The 23,598-nt window shown below is 43.1% G+C and carries 20 protein-coding genes; 9 read left to right on the forward strand and 11 right to left on the reverse strand.

Annotated features, from left to right (window positions below):
- Positions 1-108 precede the first annotated feature (108 nt).
- Complete coding sequence (gene torS, locus L4D09_RS00465) at positions 109-3,081, reverse strand: TMAO reductase system sensor histidine kinase/response regulator TorS (protein WP_428455520.1); 2,973 nt, start codon at positions 3,079-3,081, stop codon at positions 109-111.
- Between the two features lie 139 nt (positions 3,082-3,220).
- Here torS and torT point away from each other — a divergent pair, with 139 nt between their 5' ends.
- The 3 genes from torT (at position 3,221) to L4D09_RS00480 (ending at position 6,185) form a co-directional block, all read left to right on the forward strand.
- Positions 3,221-4,294 (forward strand): TMAO reductase system periplasmic protein TorT, encoded by a 1,074-nt coding sequence (torT, locus tag L4D09_RS00470; RefSeq protein ID WP_428455521.1) that lies wholly within the window; start codon positions 3,221-3,223, stop codon positions 4,292-4,294.
- 286 nt (positions 4,295-4,580) lie between these two features.
- Positions 4,581-5,039: a methylglyoxal synthase gene (locus L4D09_RS00475; RefSeq protein WP_428455522.1), complete on the forward strand. Its 459-nt coding sequence runs from the start codon at positions 4,581-4,583 to the stop codon at positions 5,037-5,039.
- Between the two features lie 159 nt (positions 5,040-5,198).
- The gene (locus L4D09_RS00480) at positions 5,199-6,185 is read left to right on the forward strand and encodes an alcohol dehydrogenase catalytic domain-containing protein (RefSeq protein ID WP_428455523.1); all 987 of its coding nucleotides are present in this window, start codon (positions 5,199-5,201) and stop codon (positions 6,183-6,185) included.
- A gap of 40 nt (positions 6,186-6,225) precedes the next feature.
- On the opposite strand, the gene helD is transcribed toward L4D09_RS00480, so the two are convergent.
- On the reverse strand, positions 6,226-8,325 hold the full coding sequence (gene helD, locus L4D09_RS00485) for a DNA helicase IV (protein ID WP_428455524.1): 2,100 nt from the start codon (positions 8,323-8,325) through the stop codon (positions 6,226-6,228).
- Between the two features lie 201 nt (positions 8,326-8,526).
- Here helD and yccS point away from each other — a divergent pair, with 201 nt between their 5' ends.
- Positions 8,527-10,713: a YccS family putative transporter gene (gene yccS / locus L4D09_RS00490; RefSeq protein ID WP_428455525.1), complete on the forward strand. Its 2,187-nt coding sequence runs from the start codon at positions 8,527-8,529 to the stop codon at positions 10,711-10,713.
- A 42-nt stretch (positions 10,714-10,755) separates the two neighbouring features.
- Here the strand turns inward: yccS and L4D09_RS00495 are convergent, their stop codons facing one another.
- From L4D09_RS00495 to L4D09_RS00525, 7 genes are all read right to left on the reverse strand, one after another.
- Positions 10,756-11,124, reverse strand: coding sequence for a RidA family protein (locus L4D09_RS00495; protein ID WP_428455526.1), 369 nt, complete (start codon positions 11,122-11,124; stop codon positions 10,756-10,758).
- A gap of 90 nt (positions 11,125-11,214) precedes the next feature.
- Complete coding sequence (locus L4D09_RS00500; protein WP_428455527.1) at positions 11,215-11,508, reverse strand: GNAT family N-acetyltransferase; 294 nt, start codon at positions 11,506-11,508, stop codon at positions 11,215-11,217.
- Positions 11,509-11,802: 294 nt separating this feature from the next.
- The gene (locus L4D09_RS00505; RefSeq protein WP_428455528.1) at positions 11,803-12,582 is read right to left on the reverse strand and encodes a DUF1194 domain-containing protein; all 780 of its coding nucleotides are present in this window, start codon (positions 12,580-12,582) and stop codon (positions 11,803-11,805) included.
- Positions 12,583-12,863: 281 nt separating this feature from the next.
- Positions 12,864-14,189, reverse strand: coding sequence for an ethylbenzene dehydrogenase-related protein (locus L4D09_RS00510; protein WP_428455529.1), 1,326 nt, complete (start codon positions 14,187-14,189; stop codon positions 12,864-12,866).
- Positions 14,182-14,715, reverse strand: coding sequence for a cytochrome b (locus tag L4D09_RS00515; RefSeq protein ID WP_428455530.1), 534 nt, complete (start codon positions 14,713-14,715; stop codon positions 14,182-14,184). Before L4D09_RS00515 ends, L4D09_RS00510 begins: the two co-directional genes overlap by 8 nt.
- Positions 14,716-15,104: 389 nt before the next feature.
- Positions 15,105-15,737: a response regulator gene (locus L4D09_RS00520; RefSeq protein WP_428455531.1), complete on the reverse strand. Its 633-nt coding sequence runs from the start codon at positions 15,735-15,737 to the stop codon at positions 15,105-15,107.
- Entirely contained in the window at positions 15,734-17,113 is a 1,380-nt protein-coding gene (locus L4D09_RS00525) for a sensor histidine kinase (RefSeq protein WP_428455532.1), read from the reverse strand. Before L4D09_RS00525 ends, L4D09_RS00520 begins: the two co-directional genes overlap by 4 nt.
- 309 nt (positions 17,114-17,422) lie before the next feature.
- Here L4D09_RS00525 and pstS point away from each other — a divergent pair, with 309 nt between their 5' ends.
- The 4 genes from pstS (at position 17,423) to pstB (ending at position 21,161) form a co-directional block, all read left to right on the forward strand.
- Complete coding sequence (gene pstS, locus L4D09_RS00530) at positions 17,423-18,469, forward strand: phosphate ABC transporter substrate-binding protein PstS (RefSeq protein ID WP_428455533.1); 1,047 nt, start codon at positions 17,423-17,425, stop codon at positions 18,467-18,469.
- Between the two features lie 72 nt (positions 18,470-18,541).
- Entirely contained in the window at positions 18,542-19,471 is a 930-nt protein-coding gene (gene pstC / locus L4D09_RS00535) for a phosphate ABC transporter permease subunit PstC (protein WP_428455534.1), read from the forward strand.
- Positions 19,468-20,304: a phosphate ABC transporter permease PstA gene (pstA, locus tag L4D09_RS00540; RefSeq protein WP_428455535.1), complete on the forward strand. Its 837-nt coding sequence runs from the start codon at positions 19,468-19,470 to the stop codon at positions 20,302-20,304. The genes pstC and pstA overlap by 4 nt, the downstream gene beginning before the upstream one ends.
- On the forward strand, positions 20,301-21,161 hold the full coding sequence (gene pstB, locus L4D09_RS00545; RefSeq protein WP_428455536.1) for a phosphate ABC transporter ATP-binding protein PstB: 861 nt from the start codon (positions 20,301-20,303) through the stop codon (positions 21,159-21,161). Before pstA ends, pstB begins: the two co-directional genes overlap by 4 nt.
- A gap of 65 nt (positions 21,162-21,226) precedes the next feature.
- On the opposite strand, the gene L4D09_RS00550 is transcribed toward pstB, so the two are convergent.
- Positions 21,227-21,664, reverse strand: a complete 438-nt coding sequence (locus L4D09_RS00550; protein ID WP_428455537.1) for a GNAT family N-acetyltransferase — start codon at positions 21,662-21,664, stop codon at positions 21,227-21,229.
- 110 nt (positions 21,665-21,774) lie between these two features.
- Positions 21,775-22,611 (reverse strand): helix-turn-helix domain-containing protein, encoded by an 837-nt coding sequence (locus L4D09_RS00555; RefSeq protein ID WP_428455538.1) that lies wholly within the window; start codon positions 22,609-22,611, stop codon positions 21,775-21,777.
- A 332-nt stretch (positions 22,612-22,943) separates the two neighbouring features.
- On the opposite strand from L4D09_RS00555, the gene L4D09_RS00560 reads away from it, so the two are divergent.
- Positions 22,944-23,582, forward strand: a complete 639-nt coding sequence (locus L4D09_RS00560; RefSeq protein WP_428455539.1) for a LysE family translocator — start codon at positions 22,944-22,946, stop codon at positions 23,580-23,582.
- Positions 23,583-23,598 lie beyond the last annotated feature (16 nt).

The following is a 23,598-nucleotide window of genomic DNA, read 5'->3' on the forward strand; positions in this document are numbered from 1 at the left end:
AATAAAATGATAAATAGCACTCATCCTTATTTATCAGGACGATTTTTTGATGGCATTAGCTCTGGTTTATATTCGATACACCATGTTATTCCAATGCCATACTTTGTCTTATTTAAAAGTCTCTACTAATGCTTGCTCTGAAGCAGAAAAAGTACGTTCAAGATCTTCGATTGATAAGTCTTCAATCGACCCTTCTTTGGCTGACTTTTCATATGCTGAGCAAGCTTGATGTAATCGGGTAAGTCCCATCGTACCTGCCGCACCTTTTAAGGTGTGTGCATAATTAGCAACCTCAGGTAACTGGTTGTTTTCAATCGCAATCAACAGCTTTTCAAATGTTTCAGATGAGGAGCTAACAAACAACTCAATCATCTTTGCCACCATACTTTCACCCAAAACTTTCAAGTCACTACCTAGAATGGTTTCATCTAAAACAGGTACAGCATTATTATTCATTGTTTGGTATTCCTGACATTGCGTTTCATCTACCTTTGTATCAGCTATCATTTTATTCGACGTTGGTTGATCATCCTTAATATCACTTTCGACAATCACGCGATCTTTTCCAGCTAACACATTACCAATTACTTCAACGAGTTGCTTTTCAACCAAGGGTTTAGGCAAAAAACCCGCAAAGCCTTTGGTTAAATACAGCTCGACTTCCTCGTTAAAGACATGCGCAGAGAAAGCCACCATCGGCATCAAGCTACCGCCGCCATGAACCTGAGAATGCTTTTCTATCTCTCTTAATCGAGCAAGCAATTCGACCCCATTGGTATCGGGTAAATTAATATCCAGTAACGCAATATCAAATGCTTGCTCGCGATATATCTCTTCAGCTTGCTTGCCATCTTCAGCAACGACAACACTATGACCAAGACGATATAAGAAACCCTCGGCGACTAAGCTGTTTACTGGATTATCTTCAACCAATAGAATACGGGCAGAAACCGCAGAGTTCATCGGCAACGGTACTCCAGTATCAACGACCTTTTCACTGGGTTTTAAGTTGAGTGTAAACCAAAAACAGCTGCCCACATTTGGGGTTGAATATAGACCAATCTCGCCGTTCATGGCTTCAACAATACGCTTACTTATCGCAAGCCCCAACCCAGTACCGCCCGCCGTTTGCCGCCCCTCACTCGATTGTTCGAATGCATTGAACATTTTCTGCTGTTCATCGAGGGGGATACCAATACCTGAATCTTCAACTTCAAAATGTAACCGCCCTTCAACATGGGGAGCGGCACTGATGTTGACCTGCACCGTGCCTTCTTCGGTAAACTTAATCGCATTACCGATTAAATTCACCAGCACTTGTCGAATACGAGTAGCATCGCCTCGCCAAAACTCTTTAACGTTATCGTCGATGTTGATAGCCAGTTGGATATGCTTTGCAATGGCGCGATTTTCTAGCAAGTTATGAATATCATTCAGTAATATGGGCAACGAAAAATCGCTCGGCCGAATATCCAAATGACCAGCCTCAATTTTCGAATAATCGAGTACATCATTAAGAATATCTAACAGCGTTTCACCGCTGCGATTAATAACGTCCAAATACTTGGTTTGCTGTTCATTTAAACCAGTATCAGCAAGTAGGGACGCGGTGCCCAAAACACCATTCATGGGCGTTCTGATTTCATGGCTCATTGTGGCTAAGAAAGCCGATTTCGCACGGTTTGCATTCTCGGCTTCAGCCCTGGCTACCGCATGGTTGTTTACTTCTTCATTTAGTTTACTATTGGTACTTTCAAGCTGACTCGTACGTTCTGCCACCTGCTGTTCCAAACTATTTTTATGCTGCTGAAGCTCAAACCGTATTTTAGACTCAACTTGCGCTAGACGGTGACGTTCATAAGCGGTATCTCGTGCCACCATAATTGCCCGCCCCATTTGTGCTAATTCATCATCGCCTCTAATCTTCAAACGGATATTCAAGTCACCCCGTGACAATGACATTAAGGCTTGGCTGTAATCATTTATTCGGCGGATCACTCGCGCATATACATAACGCCACATAATCAGCACAAGCGCGAGCATACCAAGAACTGAAATTACAATAAGGCTATTTCTTGCTACATTCAGTGCGTCATCAACTTTTGTGATTGCTTGCTTGGTACCCGTATTGGCCGCTTTAATAATGTCATCAACCGTTTGGTTTAGCTGCTGAAACAACACTAAGTTTTGTTGTTCCATACGCTCAACATCTTGCTTGGCCTTGGTGAGCTGTTCTAGCTGGTGAAAAAGCTCTCCGCCTTGATGAAGGGTTTCCGTTAATGCTAATAACTGCACAGAACGGCTTGGGTCTTCTACTGATTTCACCCGATGCTGTATAACAGACACTGAGTAATTAAACCGTTTTTTTAACGCCACAAGTTGGGGCACGGTATTAACTTGATTCAAGTCATCAAGCATATTGATCACTTGCAAAGACAGAAACCGTAGTTCAAACAAACGCTCAGCTAAATCCATATCCACTTCAACAAGGCTATCTAATGCATTGTAAACAGCTGGCTTATCATCATTTTCTACCAAGTCATAAATTCTCGATACATTAGCGACGGCAATAGTATTGGCATTTGAAACCTGTGATTGGGAAAGGGTGTCGATTTGCACCGCAGCAAGCGTCATCTCATCGTTAAGTTGCTGTACTTGATCGGTTAATGTCAGTTTACGGCCAACCAGTACCCCTAGCATGGCTAGGTTATTGACAATATTTTCAACATCTTCATCCAGCTGCTGCATTAATGCCTGCTCAAATGGGAATTGCTCTAGCGACTTTAAGCTTTGCTTTAATGCTTCAATATGAATCGTTAGTGATTTCCCTTGCTGATCGCGCTCAGCTTCATCTTTCGACTTTGCCAAGACTTGAGCGGTAAAAATAATACGGGTACTGAAATCAGAAAGCTGCCGAGCTTCAGCTAATGCGGGTACAGCTGAATTAATTACTGTCCGTTCCGTTTTGGCAACCAACGAGAACCCTGCAACACCAATAACAACAGCAATAATCATTAATCCAGCCATCATGGAAAAGGCAATCAGCAACTTCTGCCCGATACCATTTGGAGTAAATGTCATACTAACAACCACGAAAATAAAATAACAAGCCGTGCGATAATGACTATTATGAATAGCCAAAACAATATGATGGTATTATACCCTAGTTACTTCAAGATGCTCGTTTCTACGAGATGACTCATTAAATTGGTATTAAGCAATGAACAAAAAATTGATCCTTTCCCTATTAATACTAATAACGACCATTCCTTTAACTCAAGCCGTAGAAATAATCACCTACACGCCACCTTTTGCGATGGATAAACAGCCAGTCTCAATAAACTATCAGCCATTAAAAAAATCCCAACAAAAGTGGAAGTTATGTGCTGTCTACCCCCACTTAAAAGACTCCTATTGGCTTTCTGTCAATTACGGTATGGTTCAGCATGCCCAAAAACTGGGAATACAACTGAAAGTACTCGAAGCTGGGGGCTATCCCTACCTAGAAAAACAACAAAGCCAGCTTAAAGATTGTAAGGAATGGGGAGCCGACGCCATTATTCTTGGCACCGTTGACAGCCAAGCATACGATGGCCACCTTACTGAGCTTACAGGTAGTATCCCTGTCTTTTCCACGATCAACGACCTCGATATGCTAAACCCTGACAGCCACAAAAATATTGTTGCTCGAGTCGGAATCAATTGGTATGAAATGGGTTATAAGACGGGTGAGTTTTTAGCCGCCCAACACCCTAAAAACAGCCCAATAGTCAATGTTGCATTACTGCCAGGCCCGAAGCAACGCGGCGGCACAAAACCAATGGTACAAGGCTTTCTTGACGCCATCCAACAGGGCAATATCAATGTGGTAAGAACGGCGTGGGCTGATAACAGCAAAGAGCTGCAAAGGAACTTACTGCAACAACTCTTTGTAAGTGGCCACGATATCGATTATATCGTAGGAAGTGCGGTCGCAGCCGAAGTGGCTATCAGTGAACTACGCACGAATAAGATGACCGCCGACGTAAATATTTTATCTACCTACCTGAGTCACGGTGTATATCGTGGCCTATTAAGAAATAAAATACTCTTTTCACCAACGGATAAAATGGCACAACAAGCCATGCTGTCAGTCGATCAGGCGGTTCGTTATCTTGAAGGTAAACCTTTAGAAAAAGATCTCTCGCCAAAAATTGAAGGACTAACGCCAAACAACCTACCAGAACAGGCCATTCTTGATTCTCTGTCATCATCAGAGTTTCGCCCTGTATTTGATGTCGGTATCAATAAATAGGCTTTAATGGTAAATCCGTTGCTTATGGTTATCCATACACTCTACTCTGACATCATAAAAAAATGTGTTAGCTATCTTTGATTTCAACCAATTAGGATGTACATCTACCGCAAGCTCTGGTAGTTATAGCTAACCAACTTGAAGATGCTCGATTTAACCTAAATGAATATCTTCAAGTTGGTTAGTACACATATTCAGACATTAATAGGCTAAATCGCCAAAATCTGGTGAATGGATATTTAGCCAAATATTCAGTTGGTCATTTCGTATCGTTGTGGAGTTATAGATGCACGTTACAACCCGCAAAATGGAAACAAACAAACATATCGCTCTTGTTGCTCATGACAATTGTAAAGAACACCTACTTCGCTGGGTACTTGAGCATAAAAGTAAGCTTGAAAATCATACGCTATATGCAACAGGTACAACTGGTCATATGATTTCACAGAAATCAGGACTCGCTGTGAACTGCTTACTAAGTGGCCCAATGGGTGGCGATCAGCAACTAGGCGCACTAATTTCTGAAGGTAAGGTCGATATGATGATCTTCTTCTGGGATCCACTTAATGCAGTGCCGCATGACCCTGATGTAAAAGCCCTGCTGCGTATCTCTGCGGTATGGAATATTCCTGTTGCAACGAACCGTGCAAGCGCGAATTTCATGATTTCATCACCAAAGCTGGCTGAAGAAGTTGAAATCGAAATCCCAGATTACGATGCATACTTAACCGAACGTTTAAGCTAATCTAACATCGAGTTTTAATGGCCTGCTTTTTAATAAAAAGCAGGCTTTTTTTATATGTTTTCATATCCAACGACTAAAGAAATAATGCTCTGCACCACCCCACTAAGAGATTTCTGGTTTATTGTTTAAAGACATAATAAGAATTTGCTGTGGTGGCTCATGAAAGCATGGAAACTAACAAAACCAGAAGGACTCGATTGCCTCAAACTACTAAAAGCCGCAAAACCTACCCCTGCAAGGGATGAGGTCTGTATACAGGTAAAAGCTGTTGGCCTTAACCCTATTGATTATAAGTTGGCAAACTGGGGCTATGCGACTTGGCAATATCCGCAAGTTATAGGGCTTGATATTGCCGGTGTAGTGTCGTTTGTCGGTGAAGATGTTCATCACTTTCAACCCGGTGATAGAGTCATGTGTTTTGTGGACCCTCGTGATGCGGGAGGCTTTGCTAACTTCGCCATTTCTAAAGCCTATGCGCTAAGCCGAATCCCACACAATGTTAGTTTTACCGATGCCGCAGCGCTACCTTGTGCAGGCTACACCGCTTGGCAAGCCGTACATGATAAGCTTCGACTCACGGCAGGGCTCAGCGTTGCAATAACGGGCGCTGGAGGCGGTGTCGGAGGATATGCTGCCCAGTTAGCCAAATTAGCAGGGGCACATGTTTATGCGATTGCCCATGCTCAGCACCATGACCGCTTACTGCATTACGGTATTCAAGATGTCATCGATCCAAGTACAGAAAATACTGCGATGCGGTTAATCGAATTAACAGAAGATAAATTGGTGCACAGCGTTATTGATTGTATATCAGCAAAGTCTGGTAGCGTTATGAGCGCCTTAATTCAATACAACGGCCAAATTGTGATGATTGCCGATCAATTCAATCAGGTGCCTTTATTGGCAACGACAAAAGCGCTAAGTATTCATGAAGTTGCCATTCATGGCACCTATGCCCATGGTCATCAAGAGCACATCCAGCACTTAGCCAATATTGGCAATTCATTGATTACTTTGGTTAATGACGGCCTACTTCATCCGATGGTCGATAAAGTTTTCACATTCGAGGAACTCGATAAAGGGCTTGCATACCTACAAAGCCAGCAGCATAGCGGAAAGGTCGTGGTATCACTTAGCGAGAAATAATCAACAAAGGGGATATATCTCCCCCTTGCTCATTTCTAAACTATTTTTTCGTTCTTTTTTCAGTGTTTTTTATTCGTTTAATTTTATTGATGACAGGGTATTTTTCATCAATAAGCTCATTAACAAAAGAAGATGTTTTTTCTGGGTCCGCACATACCCAAACATGTTTCTTCGCTCGAGTAAGCCCAACATAAAACAAACGGCGTTCTTCTGCATCAGCAAAATGCTCATTTTTAGCCTGAAGGCAAGCTGCTAATCCTGTGTCTCTATCAGGTGCGGGGAAAACACCTTTATTAACACCAAGTATGAAGACAAAATCAGCTTCACGCCCTTTACTGGCATGACAGGTCATAAAGTTCAAACCTAGCTGGGGCCAACGTTCTTGCCACTGTTTTAGAGCTTCCGGTCGTTGATTATTATTACGCCCTAACAGCAACACCGTTACGGGTTCTTTTTGCTGTGAAGCCAATTGTGCCAATTCTTGATCAATAAGATCCTGACATAATAGCGTGACAGCTTTGCGCTTTTGTTTTTTATGGCTCGCCAGCTCTTTTTGTAACTGTGTTGGGTTTTGTTGAATAAACGTATTCGCTACTTCACCAATCATACTGTTAAAACGGTATGTCGTACCCAGCTCAGTGATATGACAAGCACCAAATCGTGATTCAAACCCTGTCGTTAAGTTAACATCTGCGCCAGCAAAGCGATAAATTGCCTGCCAATCATCCCCAACAGCAAACAACGTCGGTTTATTACTTTGAATCTTTGAATTACATAAAGCTTCAATCAGCGCTAAACGATGGGGAGAAATATCCTGATATTCATCAACCATAATAAATTGCCAAGACGGTGAGAATTTACCGTCTATAACATATTCGGTCGCACGCTGGATCATGCTATTAAAATCAATGTGTTTACTGGCTTTTAAATGTTGCTCATAAGCACGATAACAAGGCCATAGCAAAGCCAGCTCACTCTTCATTCTGGCTTTTGCGTTGTCCTGGCTATGCTTTTCTATGCTTTCGCTTAGCTGCGATTTATTCGCACCTCGCTGGCCTATCAACTCGATATGACGCCATACCCAACTGATAAGCTGTTCACTACGCGCCTGCTTTTCCATTGAATTATCAGCTTTAAAGCCCGGAATACGCCATTGCGTCAAATGCTTTTGCCAACGCTTTGCTGATGCGGCGTTTTCCCACTGCTCGGTCAGCATTGCCGATATCCATTCTGTTTTTGCCTTATCATCAAGGGCTACAGGTGACACGCTTGGCATCGAACCTTCAACTGCCTTAATAATCTGCGTACCCAAGCTATGGAACGTCGCGACTTTAATTTGGTCATTCACCTTGGCAGCTAAGCGCTCACTCATTTCTTCTGCGGCTTTACGCCCAAATGCCAACATCAAAACATCTTGAGGTTGTGCAATTTGATTAGCTATTAAGTAGCCAGCCCGCGCAACCAACACACTGGTTTTACCCGTCCCTGCCCCCGCTAAAACTAAATTGTGATCTTGGTTGATGAGCACAGCTTCTCGCTGTGAAGCATTTAAAGGCGACGACTCGAACGCATCAAACCATGATGACCATTTTTCAGCTTCTTTGGTTAACCATGTTTCGTTGGTTGATGTTACCCAATTGCCGTTGCCTTCAAGCCAAGGCTCTACTTTTTCAAGTGCAAGCGGCCTGAATGATGATGCTAGCTCTAACGTTAACCCCGTCGACGCGAGCGATGTTTCTAGGTAATGATGCAAGTCATGATGATCAGACTGACGTAAATACCCAACCTGATTAACATAACCATTGATACGGCTAAGCATATCAGGAAGTGCCGTGTCTAATTTTTGGACGCGGCCTTGCGCCCACTGACGATAAGACTCAAGCAGTGTATTGGCGAATGATTTACACTGATGCCATGGTAAGCCATGTACCACCCAGCAGTATTCCTGATCAGCAGAACTGATTTCGAAGCTTCCCCAAAACACCCCGCGATGAATAACAATTGCGCCATCCCACTCATCAAACGGTATTTCTTCTGTTTCAAGCTGACTATCAAGTATTAGGCAGTCATCACCTAATGCAACACTGCAATAATCACCTTGAGAAAGCCATTGGGCTAACCACCCTGCTGTTAAACGCATCCTGTCACCAAACTGTTCTTTAAACGCCGTTAGAATATCAAGAACTCTGTATCCACCATAGCTTCACACCCCTTTTTTACGTCAGTTTTGTGCTAAAAAGTCCACTGACCCAGTATATAACTATTTTTTTTATATGGATTTATCCCCTTTAACTAACGAACTTTGCTATCTTTAGCGCTTCACCGATTAGATTGAACTGAAATGCAAACCAGCCGCCTTAAATTAACGTTACGCCGCTACTGGGCAAACGAAAGAATTAATTACAGTATCCGTGTATTTATTGCTCTTGTGGGTGTTGCCCTTCCCTGTTGGTATTTAGATGCCAACACTGCTGTAACGCCGCTCGTACTCGGTATTATCGCCTCAGCCTTAGCAGAGACTGACGACAACTTAACGGGACGTATAAAAGCGTTTATCACGACGCTACTTTGTTTTTTCATCGCCGCGATATCGATTGAACTGTTATTCCCTTACCCAGTATTTTTTGCCATTGGTCTGTTTACTTCAACCTTTGGCTTTATCATGCTTGGGGCGATGGGCGCTCGTTACGCCAGTATCGCTTTTGCCTCGTTATTACTGGCGGTATACACCATGCTAGGCGCAGCAGAAAGTCCTAACTTATGGTATCAGCCCATGCTATTACTGGGCGGGGCGACATGGTATGGCCTTCTCTCGCTCACTTGGCAAATACTTTGGCCAAATCGCCCCGTACAACAAAGCTTGTCGGCTGTTTTTTCTGAGTTTGCTCATTACCTCGACAGTAAAAGCAAGCTGTTTGAACCTGTTTCCAACCTAGTGCCACAGCCACTTCGCTTAGAAGCGGCAAGCCAAAATGCAAAAGTGGTGACAGCACTAAATAATGCTAAGGCCACCTTGCTTCATCGGGCTCGCCGCGGGCACCCCAATGAAGTCGGTGACAAATTCCTGAAAATTTACTTTTTAGCGCAAGATATTCACGAGCGAGCCAGCTCTTCTCATTCACGCTATCAAGACTTGGCTGCAGAGTTTCATCGCAGTGATGTATTATTCCGCTTTCAACGCTTATTAGCATGTCAGGCTCAAGCCTGTCGTGAAATATCGCATGCTTTGGCGATGGGTAAGCCATATCGCCACGGCGCTGAAAGTGTTCGCGCTCTTGATGAGCTTCAAGACTCATTACTGTATTTAAAAAATCAGTCCAATCCAAAATGGCGAACCTACCTCGCCCAGCTCGACTACCTGTTTAGCAACCTAGCAACAGTCGAACGCCAACTCTCAAATGTCAGCAACCCTGACGTTGCCCAAACAGGTAACGACACTGAACTGGATGACACAGAAGCACATAGTATGAAAGAGCGCTGGCAGCGCATTTCTAGCCAGTTTACGCCCAATTCGATGTTATTTCGTCATGCCCTTAGAATGGCGATCGCACTCACTGTCGGCTACGGCTGTATTTTAGCGCTTGATTTGGAACGTGGTTATTGGATCTTGCTAACCACTTTGTTTGTCTGTCAGCCCAATTACAGTGCAACTCGCCAAAAACTAGTGCAACGGGTAATTGGTACATTAGGCGGCTTATTAGTCGGTATGCCTTTGCTTTATCTGTTCCCTGGGCTGGATGGACAAATGGTGCTGATGGTATTAGCTGGTGTGCTATTTTTCTCATTCCGCACCGCTCATTACGGTATAGCTACCTTTTTTATTACCTTACTCGTATTGTTCTGTTTCAATCAGTTAGGTGAAGGGTTCGCCGTAATATTGCCTCGCCTTGGTGATACATTATTGGGCTGTTTACTGGCAGTACTGGCCGTCAGCTTTATTCTGCCTGACTGGCAAGCCAAACGTCTTCATAAAGTCATGGCAGCGGCAGTTCAAACCAACCGCGATTACCTAGGGCAGATTATTGGTCAATACCGTATCGGTAAAAAAGACAGCTTAAGTTATCGTATTGCACGTCGAGATGCCCATAATACCGATGCACAACTCAGCACCGCTATTAGCAATATGCTGTCAGAGCCCGGACGTTACCGTATGGCAACGAATGAAAGCTTCCGCTTTCTGACTTTGAACCATGCAATGCTGAGTTACATCTCAGCACTAGGCGCGCACCGAACTCGTCTCGAAGATGAACGTACACATCAGCTGGTTGCACAAGCACACCGCGAGATCCACGCTCATTTAGATTGCCTTGCTGAACAACTTGACGGTAACCACTGTGCCCAAGCGCCTATCGGCGATAGTGAGCTTGAACAACGCGTATCGCAATGGCGAGATGAGGATTGCACCTCCATACGTATGGTGCTGCAGCAGCTACACCTTATTCAGCGAATGTTGCCTGAACTGCATTCATTGGCGAACAAGCTGGCGGCAAGAACCAACCCACAAGCAGAAGTGCCAGCGAAACCTTAATCCATAGATTAGAGCCCTGCGGGGCTCTATCTTTTTAAGGGGCTACGCCTGTTGATACTCAGCACCAGCCGCGGCAACAAACGCCATTTCCACCAGCAAATCTGGATTAGCTAATTCCACTTTGACACAGGCGCGACTTGGTGCACAGCCTTCCGGTAACCATGCTTCCCATGCAATATTTAGTGCATCAAAATTGGCAAAGTCTGTTACGTAAATTGTGACCGAAACAAGCTTAGATTTATCGCTGCCTACACTCGCTAGCATCTCTTCTGCTTGCGAAAAAACCTGGCTAACCTGCCCTGCCATATCAGCGCTGGTATCAGCTTCTGCAACTTCAACAAAATGCGCCATACCATTAAAAATCGTGACATCTGACCAACGAGCCGTTGGGTTTATGCGCTGAACATCCATTCCGTAGTCCTACTGATTGTGAAATAACAAATAAAGCTCACCATAATAAATGGTGACTATGTGGACTGATATTATGCATTGAATTAATAATTAACGCTGCATTAAATGCTGCCATTCTTCGTGACGCTCAAGGTAATAAACTATGTAGCTGCAAGTCGGAATAACCTTATACCCCTCTCGCTCTATCACTTGTAAAACGGCTTCCATCATAACGCCCGCATAGCCTTTCCCTCGCAACGTTTCAGGTACATAAGAGCGATTGAGCGTCAGCACATTACCATCAGCTTGATAATTAACCTCTGCATAGTGGCCTGTTTCCAACTCGACAAAATACGTCTGCTTGTCCTTATCGTGATCTGCGTTATATTGTTTTTTCTCCGGCATCGTTTCCTATCCCCTTATTTCATGTCTTACCTGTACTGATTAAAAGTGTAATACCAATCTGGATAAGTAATTGATCTAAATATTACACAGTAAAAATTGTTGTTATCAAGGCAGAGATTGCAGTAACTAGTGGTTCTAATTACAAAATCTCTAACGTAAAGAACAACGGTTTTAACCAGTAAGACTGATCAAGTACTTGTGTAGGTTGGTATAAGCCAAATTTAGACAAAAAAATCCCCCGATATAATCGGGGGATCAAATTTATACCTCAAATAGATACTGTGATGGCTTACATTAAGCTTGCTTTTTATTCTGACGAAAACGTAGACCTAATAACCCGATAGAAAGTAGTGCTAACGACGCTGGCTCTGGCACTTCAGCTTGAGGACCTCCACCGCGAACCTCTTGGTCTAGTTTAGTCTCAAGCGTACTACCAAACTCGGAAAAATTTGAAGCCGTTAAAAAGAAGCCTTGCGGTGTAGCAATCGGGTCAATACCAACTAACCCTTCTAAAAATGTACTGCCGATACCACTACCTACCCCTATGGCATTAATGGTGACATCTGCTGCTCGCGCATTATCCGCCGCTGCAATTGCACCAGCTGAGCCACCGCCCGTGTTTGGGTTACCGTCAGTTGAAATATCGATGATCATATTATCACTTCCAGTACCACCGATCCCATTACCGATTAATGAGGCAACCACTGTATCAATCGCAAGACTCGTATTTGTAGAACTATTAAGTTGAGCCATATCCGTTGTATTAAATTGATTACCAAAGGTATCCGCTACAGCATTTGAAGTTATTTCTGTCCAACCAATTTCTGATACAACGGTACCGGAAAACTGCCACGTCGCTAAATGTACGCTATCATAAATGCTATTTTCAACATAATCGCTCCAAAACGAGCCACTTGCGATGATATCTCTATAACCCTGTAACTGTAGTTCATAGTCTGATGTACTTATGCTCCCTGAACCATCAAGTACTAAGGCGAGTTCTAATACATCAGCTTGTGACTGAGCTGCAAATGTAAGGCTGGCTGCTAATACTGCTACTTTCAACTTCAACATTATGCTCGTTCCTTTATTCATATTATTTAGGTTTACCACAACCTGAACATAGCAAAATAAATGCCATTTTTTTGACCTTATAATTCAATAGATTATATTTGCGCTATAAAAACATCAGCAAGAAGGGCTAACAAAATATAATTTAAAATACTTTATTGCGACGCATTTTTGAGGGTTACGTTCTGAAGCTCGCCAGTGTCTACTTACAATAAGAAAATCCCCCGAAAAATTCGAGGGATTTATCTTAATACTAACAAGTTCAGTGAGTCATTTAATTATCGTTACTTCAGCGTTTGGCTGACTACATCACCTTCTGCACCATCACCGATACCCACAGTAAACGGGAAGGTCACATAGTGGAAACGCGTAGTGGTTTCACCATCGTGAATCGCAATGTTGAAGTCATAAGTACCGCCCACTTCCATAATTTTGTCATCTTCTGGGCTACCGGTATCTAGCTTACGCTTAAAGATAAGCGTGTATTTACCGTCTTTCCATTCAGAGTGAATTTCATTGTTATCACCCGCAGAACCACCGCCCTCACGGTTTAAACGACCTTGTAAGTACTGACCTTCTTTAATTTTGCTTGCATCGTATGGCATAGTATTCACGCCTTCGATTAGTGCAATATTTTTGTTTAGGTCATTAAAGTCTTCTTTGTTTAGTGCGTAGAAACCCGTCACCGACTTATCGTACATATATTTAGGTACGCCAGCTTTTCTATCGAAGTTCCAGGTAAATACGGTTTTACCTGCATCGCTTAAGCGGTATTCCAATACATAGCCATCATCAGCACTATTGGTTGGTGCTGAGCGAGTCGAACGCCACTGCATAAGATCAACAAACTTACCGTCTTTCTTCAGCTGGTCGATTTCTTCGCGGGTTTTCAGCTTGTCCCAGTTTACGCCGTAACGCTCTGTGCGCGTATCTGGTAGGTATTTGCGGATGTCTTTCTGATCAAGCCCCTCAAAACCAATCACGTCAAGCGCTTGTACATCACGCATTGTTGCCTGACCGATATCACGCATACCACGGTGACATGACATCCAGCAACCTTGCTGGGCAAACTCATCAACGCTGCCATCATCAATCATGATAGAGAAGCGGTCTTCATAAATTGGGGTATACGGGTTTTTACCACGGTCGCCACCAATAATGGTCCATTTACCACCTTCAAATAATAAGGTGTCATGCAAGCGCGCAGGGTAAGGTGATTGAGTTTCCCACGTTGCTTTAACATAAAGATGCTCGTCGTCATTAGCAAACTGGAAATCAACATCCAACGACCCCGGTTTACCCGCCATTTTATCCAGACGGTCATGCTTGATGAGTTGCTCACCCAAGCCTTTTTCTTCACCGCTATGGCAGCTGGTACAGGTTTTTGATTCAAAGTCTGGACGTTGCGTGCCTTTATGCTCTGGCGAGTTAATCCAGTCATAGGTAATTAAACCAGGGAAAAACATTGTCTTTTCAATAACTGGAATATTATCCCACTCAATATCTGACTCAACGGTTTCATTGCTCATGTTATATGCGTGAGCATTCATCGCAACGCCAGATAGAAGTGCTAAAACAACACTTTTTTTCATTGTAATAGTCTTAAGCATTCTTGTTCACTCCCATCATTCGAGCCAGTGTTCCGTCTTTCAAAGCAACTTGGTGATAAATAGTGCCGACACAGTGCATAGCAACCAGTAAATAACAGAAGATTTCTAAAAATGAGTGAATTTGATATGCGAATTCAATAAGCCCTGAATTTCTTTCTGCAAAACCAGGAATGGTAAACATCCCGAAGACAACCGTATCTTTAGCCTTCGCTAAGGTGATCAATAAGCCTGATAATGGCATTCCAAGTGAAATAGCGTACATGGCAAGGTGAGCGGAATGAGCAATGAATTTTTGTACCTGTGTTCCTTGTGTAGGTGGCTGGCCAACCCAGTTAATCCACGCTATACGTGCAACAAAAAGAACAAGTACCAACATACCCAGCGATTGGTGAAGGTTGAAACTGAATGAATCAGGGATAGGTTCAAACAACATGATGATCATGGCAACTATAAACGCTATAGCTGACACAATGTGCATTACCTTGCTCCCTGTACTAAAATGCTCGGTCGGTACAGATACCTTCATATTTTACTTCCTAAGGTTATTAAAAATGGCTAATTAATAAATTTAACTCTTAGGTGTTATTTTAATTTCTTATCGTCTATAWCATGATTGACAATAATCAAATTCCATTTCAGATAGAACTTAATTATACATAACCATCAATAGGCAGCTTTATATTCGACACTTTCAACTGGTTAAGTTTTAAATAAAAAATCCAGATAAATATCCTCATCGCATTTATTGTAATTCCGATAAATAAACTTATCAGATCGTTTTTCCGCACCCAGTCAAACGTAAGAGAATGTGAATAAATGCCGATATCAAGCTCTCTGAAATCGGCAATTTTACTTTATATATCGTGTAATGATTAGATATGTAAGATTAATAAGAACATTAGAAATAAATAAAATCTATTGCAACATACCGGAATGTACTTGTAACCCCGTGTCAGTTAGCGAGTAAACTCGACCTTCTCCTTTACTAACCAAGCCACTGTTAACTAACTGCCGTAAGTGAAAGTTAAACTTGGTATGATCTTCTATACCCACAACTCGGCATAAATCCATGAACTTCATCTTACGATGGATTTTTAGCTGCTTCACCACAGAGCGTCGAATAGGGTTCGACAAGGCACTAAAAATAAGGTCATTATTACGCTCATCCAAGACCGATTTCGGAGAACGCTCCGCATGTACCCGCATTAGAGTGACAGACAGTGCAGCAAGATTAAATGGCTTAGTTAAAAACTCGTCCGCGCCTTTTTTCATGGCATCGACAGCCACATCCACGGTTGCAAACGCAGTGGTGATAATAATGCCAATATTCGGATGAAGGCGTCTAAGCGTTGTAAGAGCTTCAATACCCGTCATACCCGACATAACAACATCAAATAGTGCGAGATCAAAATGCTGATTCGCCGCAGCATCAAGTGCATCTTCTGCACTCGTACAAGCCGTCACTTCGAAAGACTCTAATGATAAGGCTTCAACAAGTACCTCGCGTAGCTGCTGATCATCTTCAGCAAGAAGGAGTTTCAACGTCATGACATTTTCCTTGGTATTCTAACTTCAACGGTAAGCCCTTGCTCTGTGTTATAGAGTACTAATTCACCGCTATGCTGTAACACAATTTGTTTAGCGATAGCGAGCCCCATTCCCGTTCCCTCCCCTTTTGGTTTGGTGGTGAAAAATGGTTTTGTCGCTTTTTCAATGACATCCTCTGTGATACCACAACCACTGTCTGATATCGCAATAATGGCGTTTAGTTTATCTTGGTAACTTGTGATGCTAATGCTCTGCTCTTGCGCACATGCATCAATTGCATTCGCTAAAAGGTTCGTAAAAACTTCCTCTAATAAGCCAGCGTCACCTGATACATGCAAGTTATCATCGAGTGCTTCGGTAAGTGTAAATGACTCTAATCGATATTGGTTGAGTGAAACAGCTGATTTTATGACTGAAGACAGTTTCACGTCGTCACGTTTAATTGGCCGATGATGAGCATAGTTTAGCACCTCATGACTAATCTCTGCGGCTCGCTCAAGCCCATAACGAATACGATCTAATTGGCGTTGATGCAGCTCGTTTTCTGGTAAATGATGTTCGAGTAAATCACAGCTCATCATTGCACTGCTCAACGGTGTTTTGATTTCATGAGCAACCGCTGATGTTAGTTCACCAAGTTCTTTCAATTTGGCATCTTGCAATGATTGATGCAATGTTGATTCAATTTGACTATTCCGTTCTTGATCAAATATACGCAATGCATACCATAAAGAGACCAATATCGCGATAGCACACAGTGTACGTACGAACAGTACCCATAATCCAAGGTCAACTAGCAATACGCCAGCACTGAATCCGTAACAGATTAACGCGACCCCCGTCATTTTAAACGGCAGCGAGGCGCCATGCCCTTCGGTCTCTAATTCATTGGCGTAGCTATATATTGCAACCCCCGACAAAACGCCTGCGCCTAGGCCGAAAATCCAACGAATTTGGTTGGCAGTATTACTTAAATACGCAGTGTAATCATAATGCCCATAACGCATAATTAAACTGACTACAAACATCAAAATAACAACTACAGCCACCCGCTTAACCCACAGCACATAATGCCAGCGCGTAATATCGAGCATTTTCCACGCAAAAGCACCGAGAGCAATATAGGAAAGCCACAGCTTGAACACTTGGAAGGTATGAAGCGCTGTTGTTAACCGATATTCATGCTCATAAATTTCGAGATACAATTCAGACCATTCATGCAAGCCATGGATCAAGCCAAAAACTGCAAGTATTGGAAGTGCCTCAGCAATTCGTATCCGGCTTTTGCTTAAATCTTGAAAAAGGATCGCAAAAAATATAGCAAAAAAAGCCAATCCGTAAACGAGGTATATATTAAAAGTAATAAGCATATTCATGAGCTAAGTCTAATGGAGTTAATTAATACCAGCAACGAGAATAATGTACCATTCCGTGAAGTTTTATTATCAAGTGAATATTGATTAATATAATTGTTATTCACACATATGCCCTTTTCGTATTTCTTTAATATTTTTGTCACATTAAATTTCTAATCTCCGAATCGTTGATTGGCCAACACCAGTTGACGGTTTGAATTTATTTCAAATCCTTAGTTTGTTTGAACGCAAAACTAAATTGGGCTATTCGAGGATACGCGCAACACCTCGAATAGCCCATCTTTATGGTTATGATATCGGAGATATATCGTGAATTTAATCAAGTCAGCTCTTGTCACATCTGTACTGATTGCCACCTCTTTTGGTGCTTCTGCCAACACTACAATCAATGGCGCTGGTGCGACATTCCCTCACCCAATCTATGCAAAATGGGCTGAGCAATATCACAAAGAAACGGGCATTCAAATTAACTATCAGGCTATTGGCTCTGGTGGTGGTATTCGTCAAATCACAGCAAAAACCGTTGATTTTGGTGCAACAGATGCACCTTTAACTATCGAAGAGCTGACAAAAGAAAAAATGCTGCAATTTCCAATGGTAATGGGCGCAATCGTTCCTGTTATCAATCTACCAGGCATCGATGCTGGTGACATGAAACTGACGGGTGAGGTGCTGGCTGATATCTACCTTGGCAACATCAAGTCATGGGATGATGCTGCAATTGCTGCGCTAAACGAAGGTTTAGATCTGCCTAGCCAACCCATTTATGTTGTACACCGCTCTGACGGCTCAGGCACAACATTCAACTTTACCGAATACCTCGACCAAGTAAGCCCAGAATGGAGCAAAAGCATCGGTGTCGGTAAAGACATAACTTGGCCTCGCAAAGCGACAACGATTGGCGGTAACGGCAATGCTGGTGTGGCGAACTTTGTAGACCGTACCCGTGGTGCGATTGGTTATGTTGAGTATGCCTTTGCGAAACAAAATGACCTTGCTTATACGCAAATGGAAAGTAGCGAAGGCAAATACTTGATGCCAACAATGGATACGTTCCAATCAGCAGCTGCTAACGCAGATTGGGAAAATGCTCCGGGTTACCACTTACTACTGAACAATCAACCAGGTGCCGATTCTTGGCCGATGACTGCTGCTACTTTCATTCTGATGCACGAAGACCAAGCTGATGCAGACAAGGCACAGAAAATTATCGATTTCTTTGAGTGGAGCTACACCCAAGGTGAGTATGCAGTTGAACTTGACTACATCCCTATGCCACAAAAAGTGGTGAGCATGGTTAACGAAACTTGGAAAGAAGGCCTTAAATCAAACGGTCAGTCAATCGTTACGAAATAAGTCCAACTAATTGAAACCACACAGTGACTTTAATTAAGCCTCTACTAAGCGTAGGGGCTGTGAACTACCATTATGACAACACTAACTTTTAAACATAAAGTAAATGGCGATTCAGTTTTCAATAAGCTGAGTTTCACCAGTGCTTTACTTATTTTCATTACCCTTGCCGGTATTGTTCTTTCTCTGGTTGAAGGCGGTTGGCCTGCATTCAAAGAATTCGGTCCAGGCTTTGTATTTCGCAATATCTGGGATCCTATTAATGGTGAGTTTGGTGCTGCCGCTGCTATCTACGGTACACTTGTCACCTCATTAATCGCTATTACCATTGCTGCACCTATCGCATTAGGTACGGCTATATTCCTTGCTGAATTGACACCAACATGGGTCAGTACTCCTGTCAGTAAGGCTATTGAATTATTGGCTGCCATCCCAAGTATTATCTATGGCATGTGGGGCCTATTTGTGTTCGTACCTTGGTTCTCAGAAGGTTTCCAAATGTGGGCAGGTATGCATTTAACCGGTATACCTCTGATTGGCACTTGGTTCAATGGTCCACCAATTGGAATCGGCTTACTAAGTGCCGGGATCATTCTTTCTTTCATGATCTTACCAATCATGACGTCATTGACCCGCGATGCCCTAAAGTCAGTACCCAATGTACTGCGTGAAGCCGCTTATGGTACAGGGGCAACACCATTTGAAGTCATTACCAAAGTACTGCTACCTAAAGTAAAAAATGCCACAGTAAGTGCTGGTATTTTAGGCTTAGGGCGTGCGCTGGGTGAAACAATGGCAGTTGCATTCGTTATTGGTGGTGCAAGCCGTATCGAAATGTCGTTCTTTATGCCGGCTAGCTCGATTTCATCAACCATTGCTCAACAGTTCAATGAAGCTACAAATCCTATGCACATCGCTTCGCTAATTGGCCTCGGCGTCGTGTTATTTATTATTACTTTCTTTGTGATGGGCTTTGCTCGTCGCCTGCTGAGGAAGTCCTCATGAATACCAGAAAAATAAAGAACTACCTGTTCCTATCATTCTGCACCCTGTCAGCTGGATTTGGGGTGTTTGTGCTTGCATCGATTCTTTACACATTAGTGGGTGAAGGTATCAAGGGTATGAGCCTTGCGGTTTTCACCGAAATCACACCGGGGCCTGGTAGCGAAGGCGGTTTAAAAAATGCTATCTATGGCAGTTTGAAGCTCACCGCACTAGGCATATTAATTGCCGCTCCTGTCGGCGTGCTTGCAGGAACCTGGCTTGCTGAAGCCGATGACAACAACAAGACTGCAGAAACACTACGATTCTTGAATGGGATGTTAATGAGTGCACCTTCTATTCTGGTGGGCTTGTTCGTTTACGCAATCATTGTGGTGCCAACTGGTGGCTATTCAGGCTGGGCAGGTGCGATAGCTTTAGCCGTACTGGCACTGCCTGTAATTGTGGCGTCCACCGAAGAAATGCTACGCCTCGTACCGCCAACGCTAAAAGAAGCGGGTAGCGGTATGGGAGCGCCAAAATGGCGAGTCATTACTCAACTAAGCTATCGCGCTGCTGCGCCAGGGATTATCACTGCGATCTTACTTTCTGTTGCGCGCATTTCTGGTGAAACAGCACCACTACTCTTTACAGCATTAAACAGTAGTTTCATGACAACTGACTTAAGTAAGCCAATGGCGAACCTACCAGTAACGATTTATCAGTTTGCGATGAGCCCATATACCTCATGGCAAGAGCTCGCTTGGGCGGGTGCACTGATCATTACCACCTTTATTTTGATTGTTAACGTATTGGCGACCACGTTGCCGCAACTATTGAGAGCTAGAAAATCATGAACACGGCAACAGTACAAACATTCGATAACGCAACAATTAACGGTATGTCGATGAACACAGATGCCATGGATACCGTAACGACTGACGTGGCGGCAAGCCCAACTCATCGCATGGAAATCCAAGCGCTAGATTTCTACTACCAAAAAGGCGGGGAGGCAGCATTGAAATCTGTATCCATGCCTATTTACAAGAATCGGGTAACCGCTTTAATTGGCCCTTCTGGTTGTGGTAAGTCAACATTACTTCGTACCATGAACCGAATTTATGATCTTTATGGCAAGCAACATGCCAAGGGTGAAATACTGCTCGATGGAAAGAGTATTTTCTCTAATACTGATGTGAATGAGCTTCGCTCTAAAGTCGGTATGGTCTTTCAGAAGCCCACGCCTTTTCCCATGTCAATTTATGACAATATGGCGTTTGGTCTAAAAGTACAGGGGACATTCTCTAAAGCGGAGATCAAAGGCCGTATCGAATCGGCGCTAAAGCGCGCTCACCTATGGGAAGAAGTCAAAGATAAGCTAAATGCCGATGCGAATGGCCTATCTGGTGGTCAGCAGCAGCGTTTATGCATTGCACGTACGATTGCACTAGAGCCAGAAGTGATATTAATGGATGAACCAACGTCAGCGCTTGATCCAATTGCAACGGCAGCAATCGAAACCTTAATTACTGAGTTAAGAGAAAAATTCACCATCGTGATCGTGACTCACAATATGCAACAAGCGATGCGAATTTCTGATTACACCGGATTTATGTACCTCGGTGAGCTACAAGAATTTGGTAAAACCAACAAGATTTTCAACTCGCCTGATAATGACCGTACTCGCCGCTATATCTCGGGTGACTTTGGTTAAATAAGCAGGGTTAAATAAAAAAAGTTAAACAAAAGCCTTCCTCGTTAACCACAGGAAGGCTTCTTTTATTTAGCAGTGAAAGCTAACTTTAACAAAGTATCACCCGTCTCTTCCCAGATGCTTTCTTCGACAAACTCGAAACCATAGCGATCATAGAAATGGCGACCAATACTGTTCTCTTTAAATACTTGTACGACTAAATTACCGTGTAGCGATTGTGCTTTATTCATCAAGGCTTTACCTAAACCGCTACCATGTAGGCTTGGGTCAACAAAAATACCGCCGACCTCATTACCAATTAACGCGATAAACCCGACAACTTTACCCTCAGCAACGGCCACCCAAGTGTCAGCATTCGGAATATAGAGGTTCGGAATGTTATGGCGTTCTTGTTCAAAAAAAGCCTCCGTCATAAAGGGGTGCGCAACTCTTGATGCACTTTCCCATGCGTCGAGTAAATCTGTTAAGTCGTTTGCTTGATATTGTCTAATTACTTTATTCATTGTGCTCTACTTTCATTCATTATCGTTGAGCGGTGCTAGTGTGCCGCCCTCGTTATAAAAGCAGATATTAGTGACATCGAAATCAATAAGATTGAACAAAAACGACAATATCAAATCGACTCTACGCCTCCGTAGACATCTACGACCAAATCACGCTGCTTGGCATATTGCTTGGGTGTTACCCCGATACTGCTTTTAAGATACCGAATAAGATGCGGTTGATCACTGAAACCAAATTCAAGCGCGACATTCGTCCAGTCAATGTCCTTTGCCTCTTGCTGATACAACGACGTCAGTAATGCATCTAACTTGTTCATCGACTGACACTGTTTGAGGGTGATACCTGTTACCCGCAGGAAACTACGTTCTAAGGTACGTTGCGAACAATGCAGCAAGTCTCCGAGCTGGGAGATGGGAGTATCATTTAATAATGGCAGCGCCTGATGAACAAGTTCACTGTGCCTATCTGGTTTAGCCTGTTCAAGCAGCGGGATCAAGTAGTGCTCTAGCTGAGTTTGGCACAGTACTGGGTTTGTACGAGCATTCGTAAATAATTTTTCGCTATTGAATAATTCATCATCAAATAAATCACTCAATACAAGATCATAGACTTGATCACAAGCTGGCTGCGTAGCAGAAATGCCTAGCGCATATAATGCACCGGGATGAAACTTAATCCCTAAAATCACAACCGGCTTTGAATGATCCATCTGATAAGTCTGGCTATGTGGACATAGCCAATGGCTACCTTGCCCTTGCTGAGTACTATCCGATAATGCGTAATGATAATCTTGCACCTCAGGGGCAATGATTAAATGTGCACAGGGATCGGGGTTCAACTTAGGGTATTGTGAACCATCGTTGTCAGGTGTTCGCTCTAAAAACCAATAGCACTCTATATATTTAGCAATCAATGGGTTTTCAGGTGCATGTAGCCAGCTAATCATTTTGTTTCTCTAGCAAATAATAAGATTTTAGAATATGGGTACCGATAGAAATCGTCAGGCTATCGAGAAAATGGGATATGACCTATTGTAGCATTTTTCGCTTTCGGCTTTAGTACCAACCTGTTTAAGTCACTGTTGGATGATTGTAATAAATGACGACATCTAATTTAACATTTAACCATGGCTGATTAAGTAATACACAACATCAGAACACCAAACCATAGTTTATGATAAGGACGGAATCAAATTCCACCCAATCACAGCAAAACAGTTCATTTACCCTGCATTTACCGCTAGAATCCAGCTCCTTGTAAATCAACCAGCTTATTGTGATGATCGATCTAACTATTCTCCCTGTATATTTAACCGCCGTTGTTGCCCTTTTACTGATCCCAGGCCCAGACATGTTGTTGATTGTCAGCTCTAGCCTTAGCTATGGTAAAAAGGTCGGCGTGTTTGCAAGCCTTGGTAATGCAACCTCTGGCATTATCTTAACATTGCTTGCTGCGATGGGAGTCTCAGCATTGATCGCCATGAACCCAATTGCATTGCAAGTATTACGTGTACTCGGCGGTGCTTACCTACTAAAGATGGGTTGGGATTGTATGCGTACCCAACCATCTGATGCGCCTGATGTTGAAGAAAGCAAAAGTATTGCAACCACGCTATACCGCCGTGCGGTGATCAGTAATTTGCTAAACCCGAAAGCACTGATTTTCTTTGTACTATTTTTGCCCCAGTTTGTATCAACTCAAACAACGGCAACCTCAGGTGAGCAAATGCTTGTACTTGGCCTACTGCTGAATGTACTTGGCCTGCTATTCAACCTTTTCTTAGTTACCATGATAGGCAGCCTCGGCCAGCCCCTGCTGAAAAACGAGAAGTTCCGTACTAATCAGCACAAATTCATGGGCCTGATCTTCTTTGTATTGGCTATTTGGCTATTGGCTTCGCAAGTACCAACCGTCTAGGCCATTATTCGTCCCC

The sequence above is a fragment of the Photobacterium makurazakiensis genome, from assembly GCF_050336715.1.
Classification (GTDB): domain Bacteria; phylum Pseudomonadota; class Gammaproteobacteria; order Enterobacterales; family Vibrionaceae; genus Photobacterium; species Photobacterium makurazakiensis.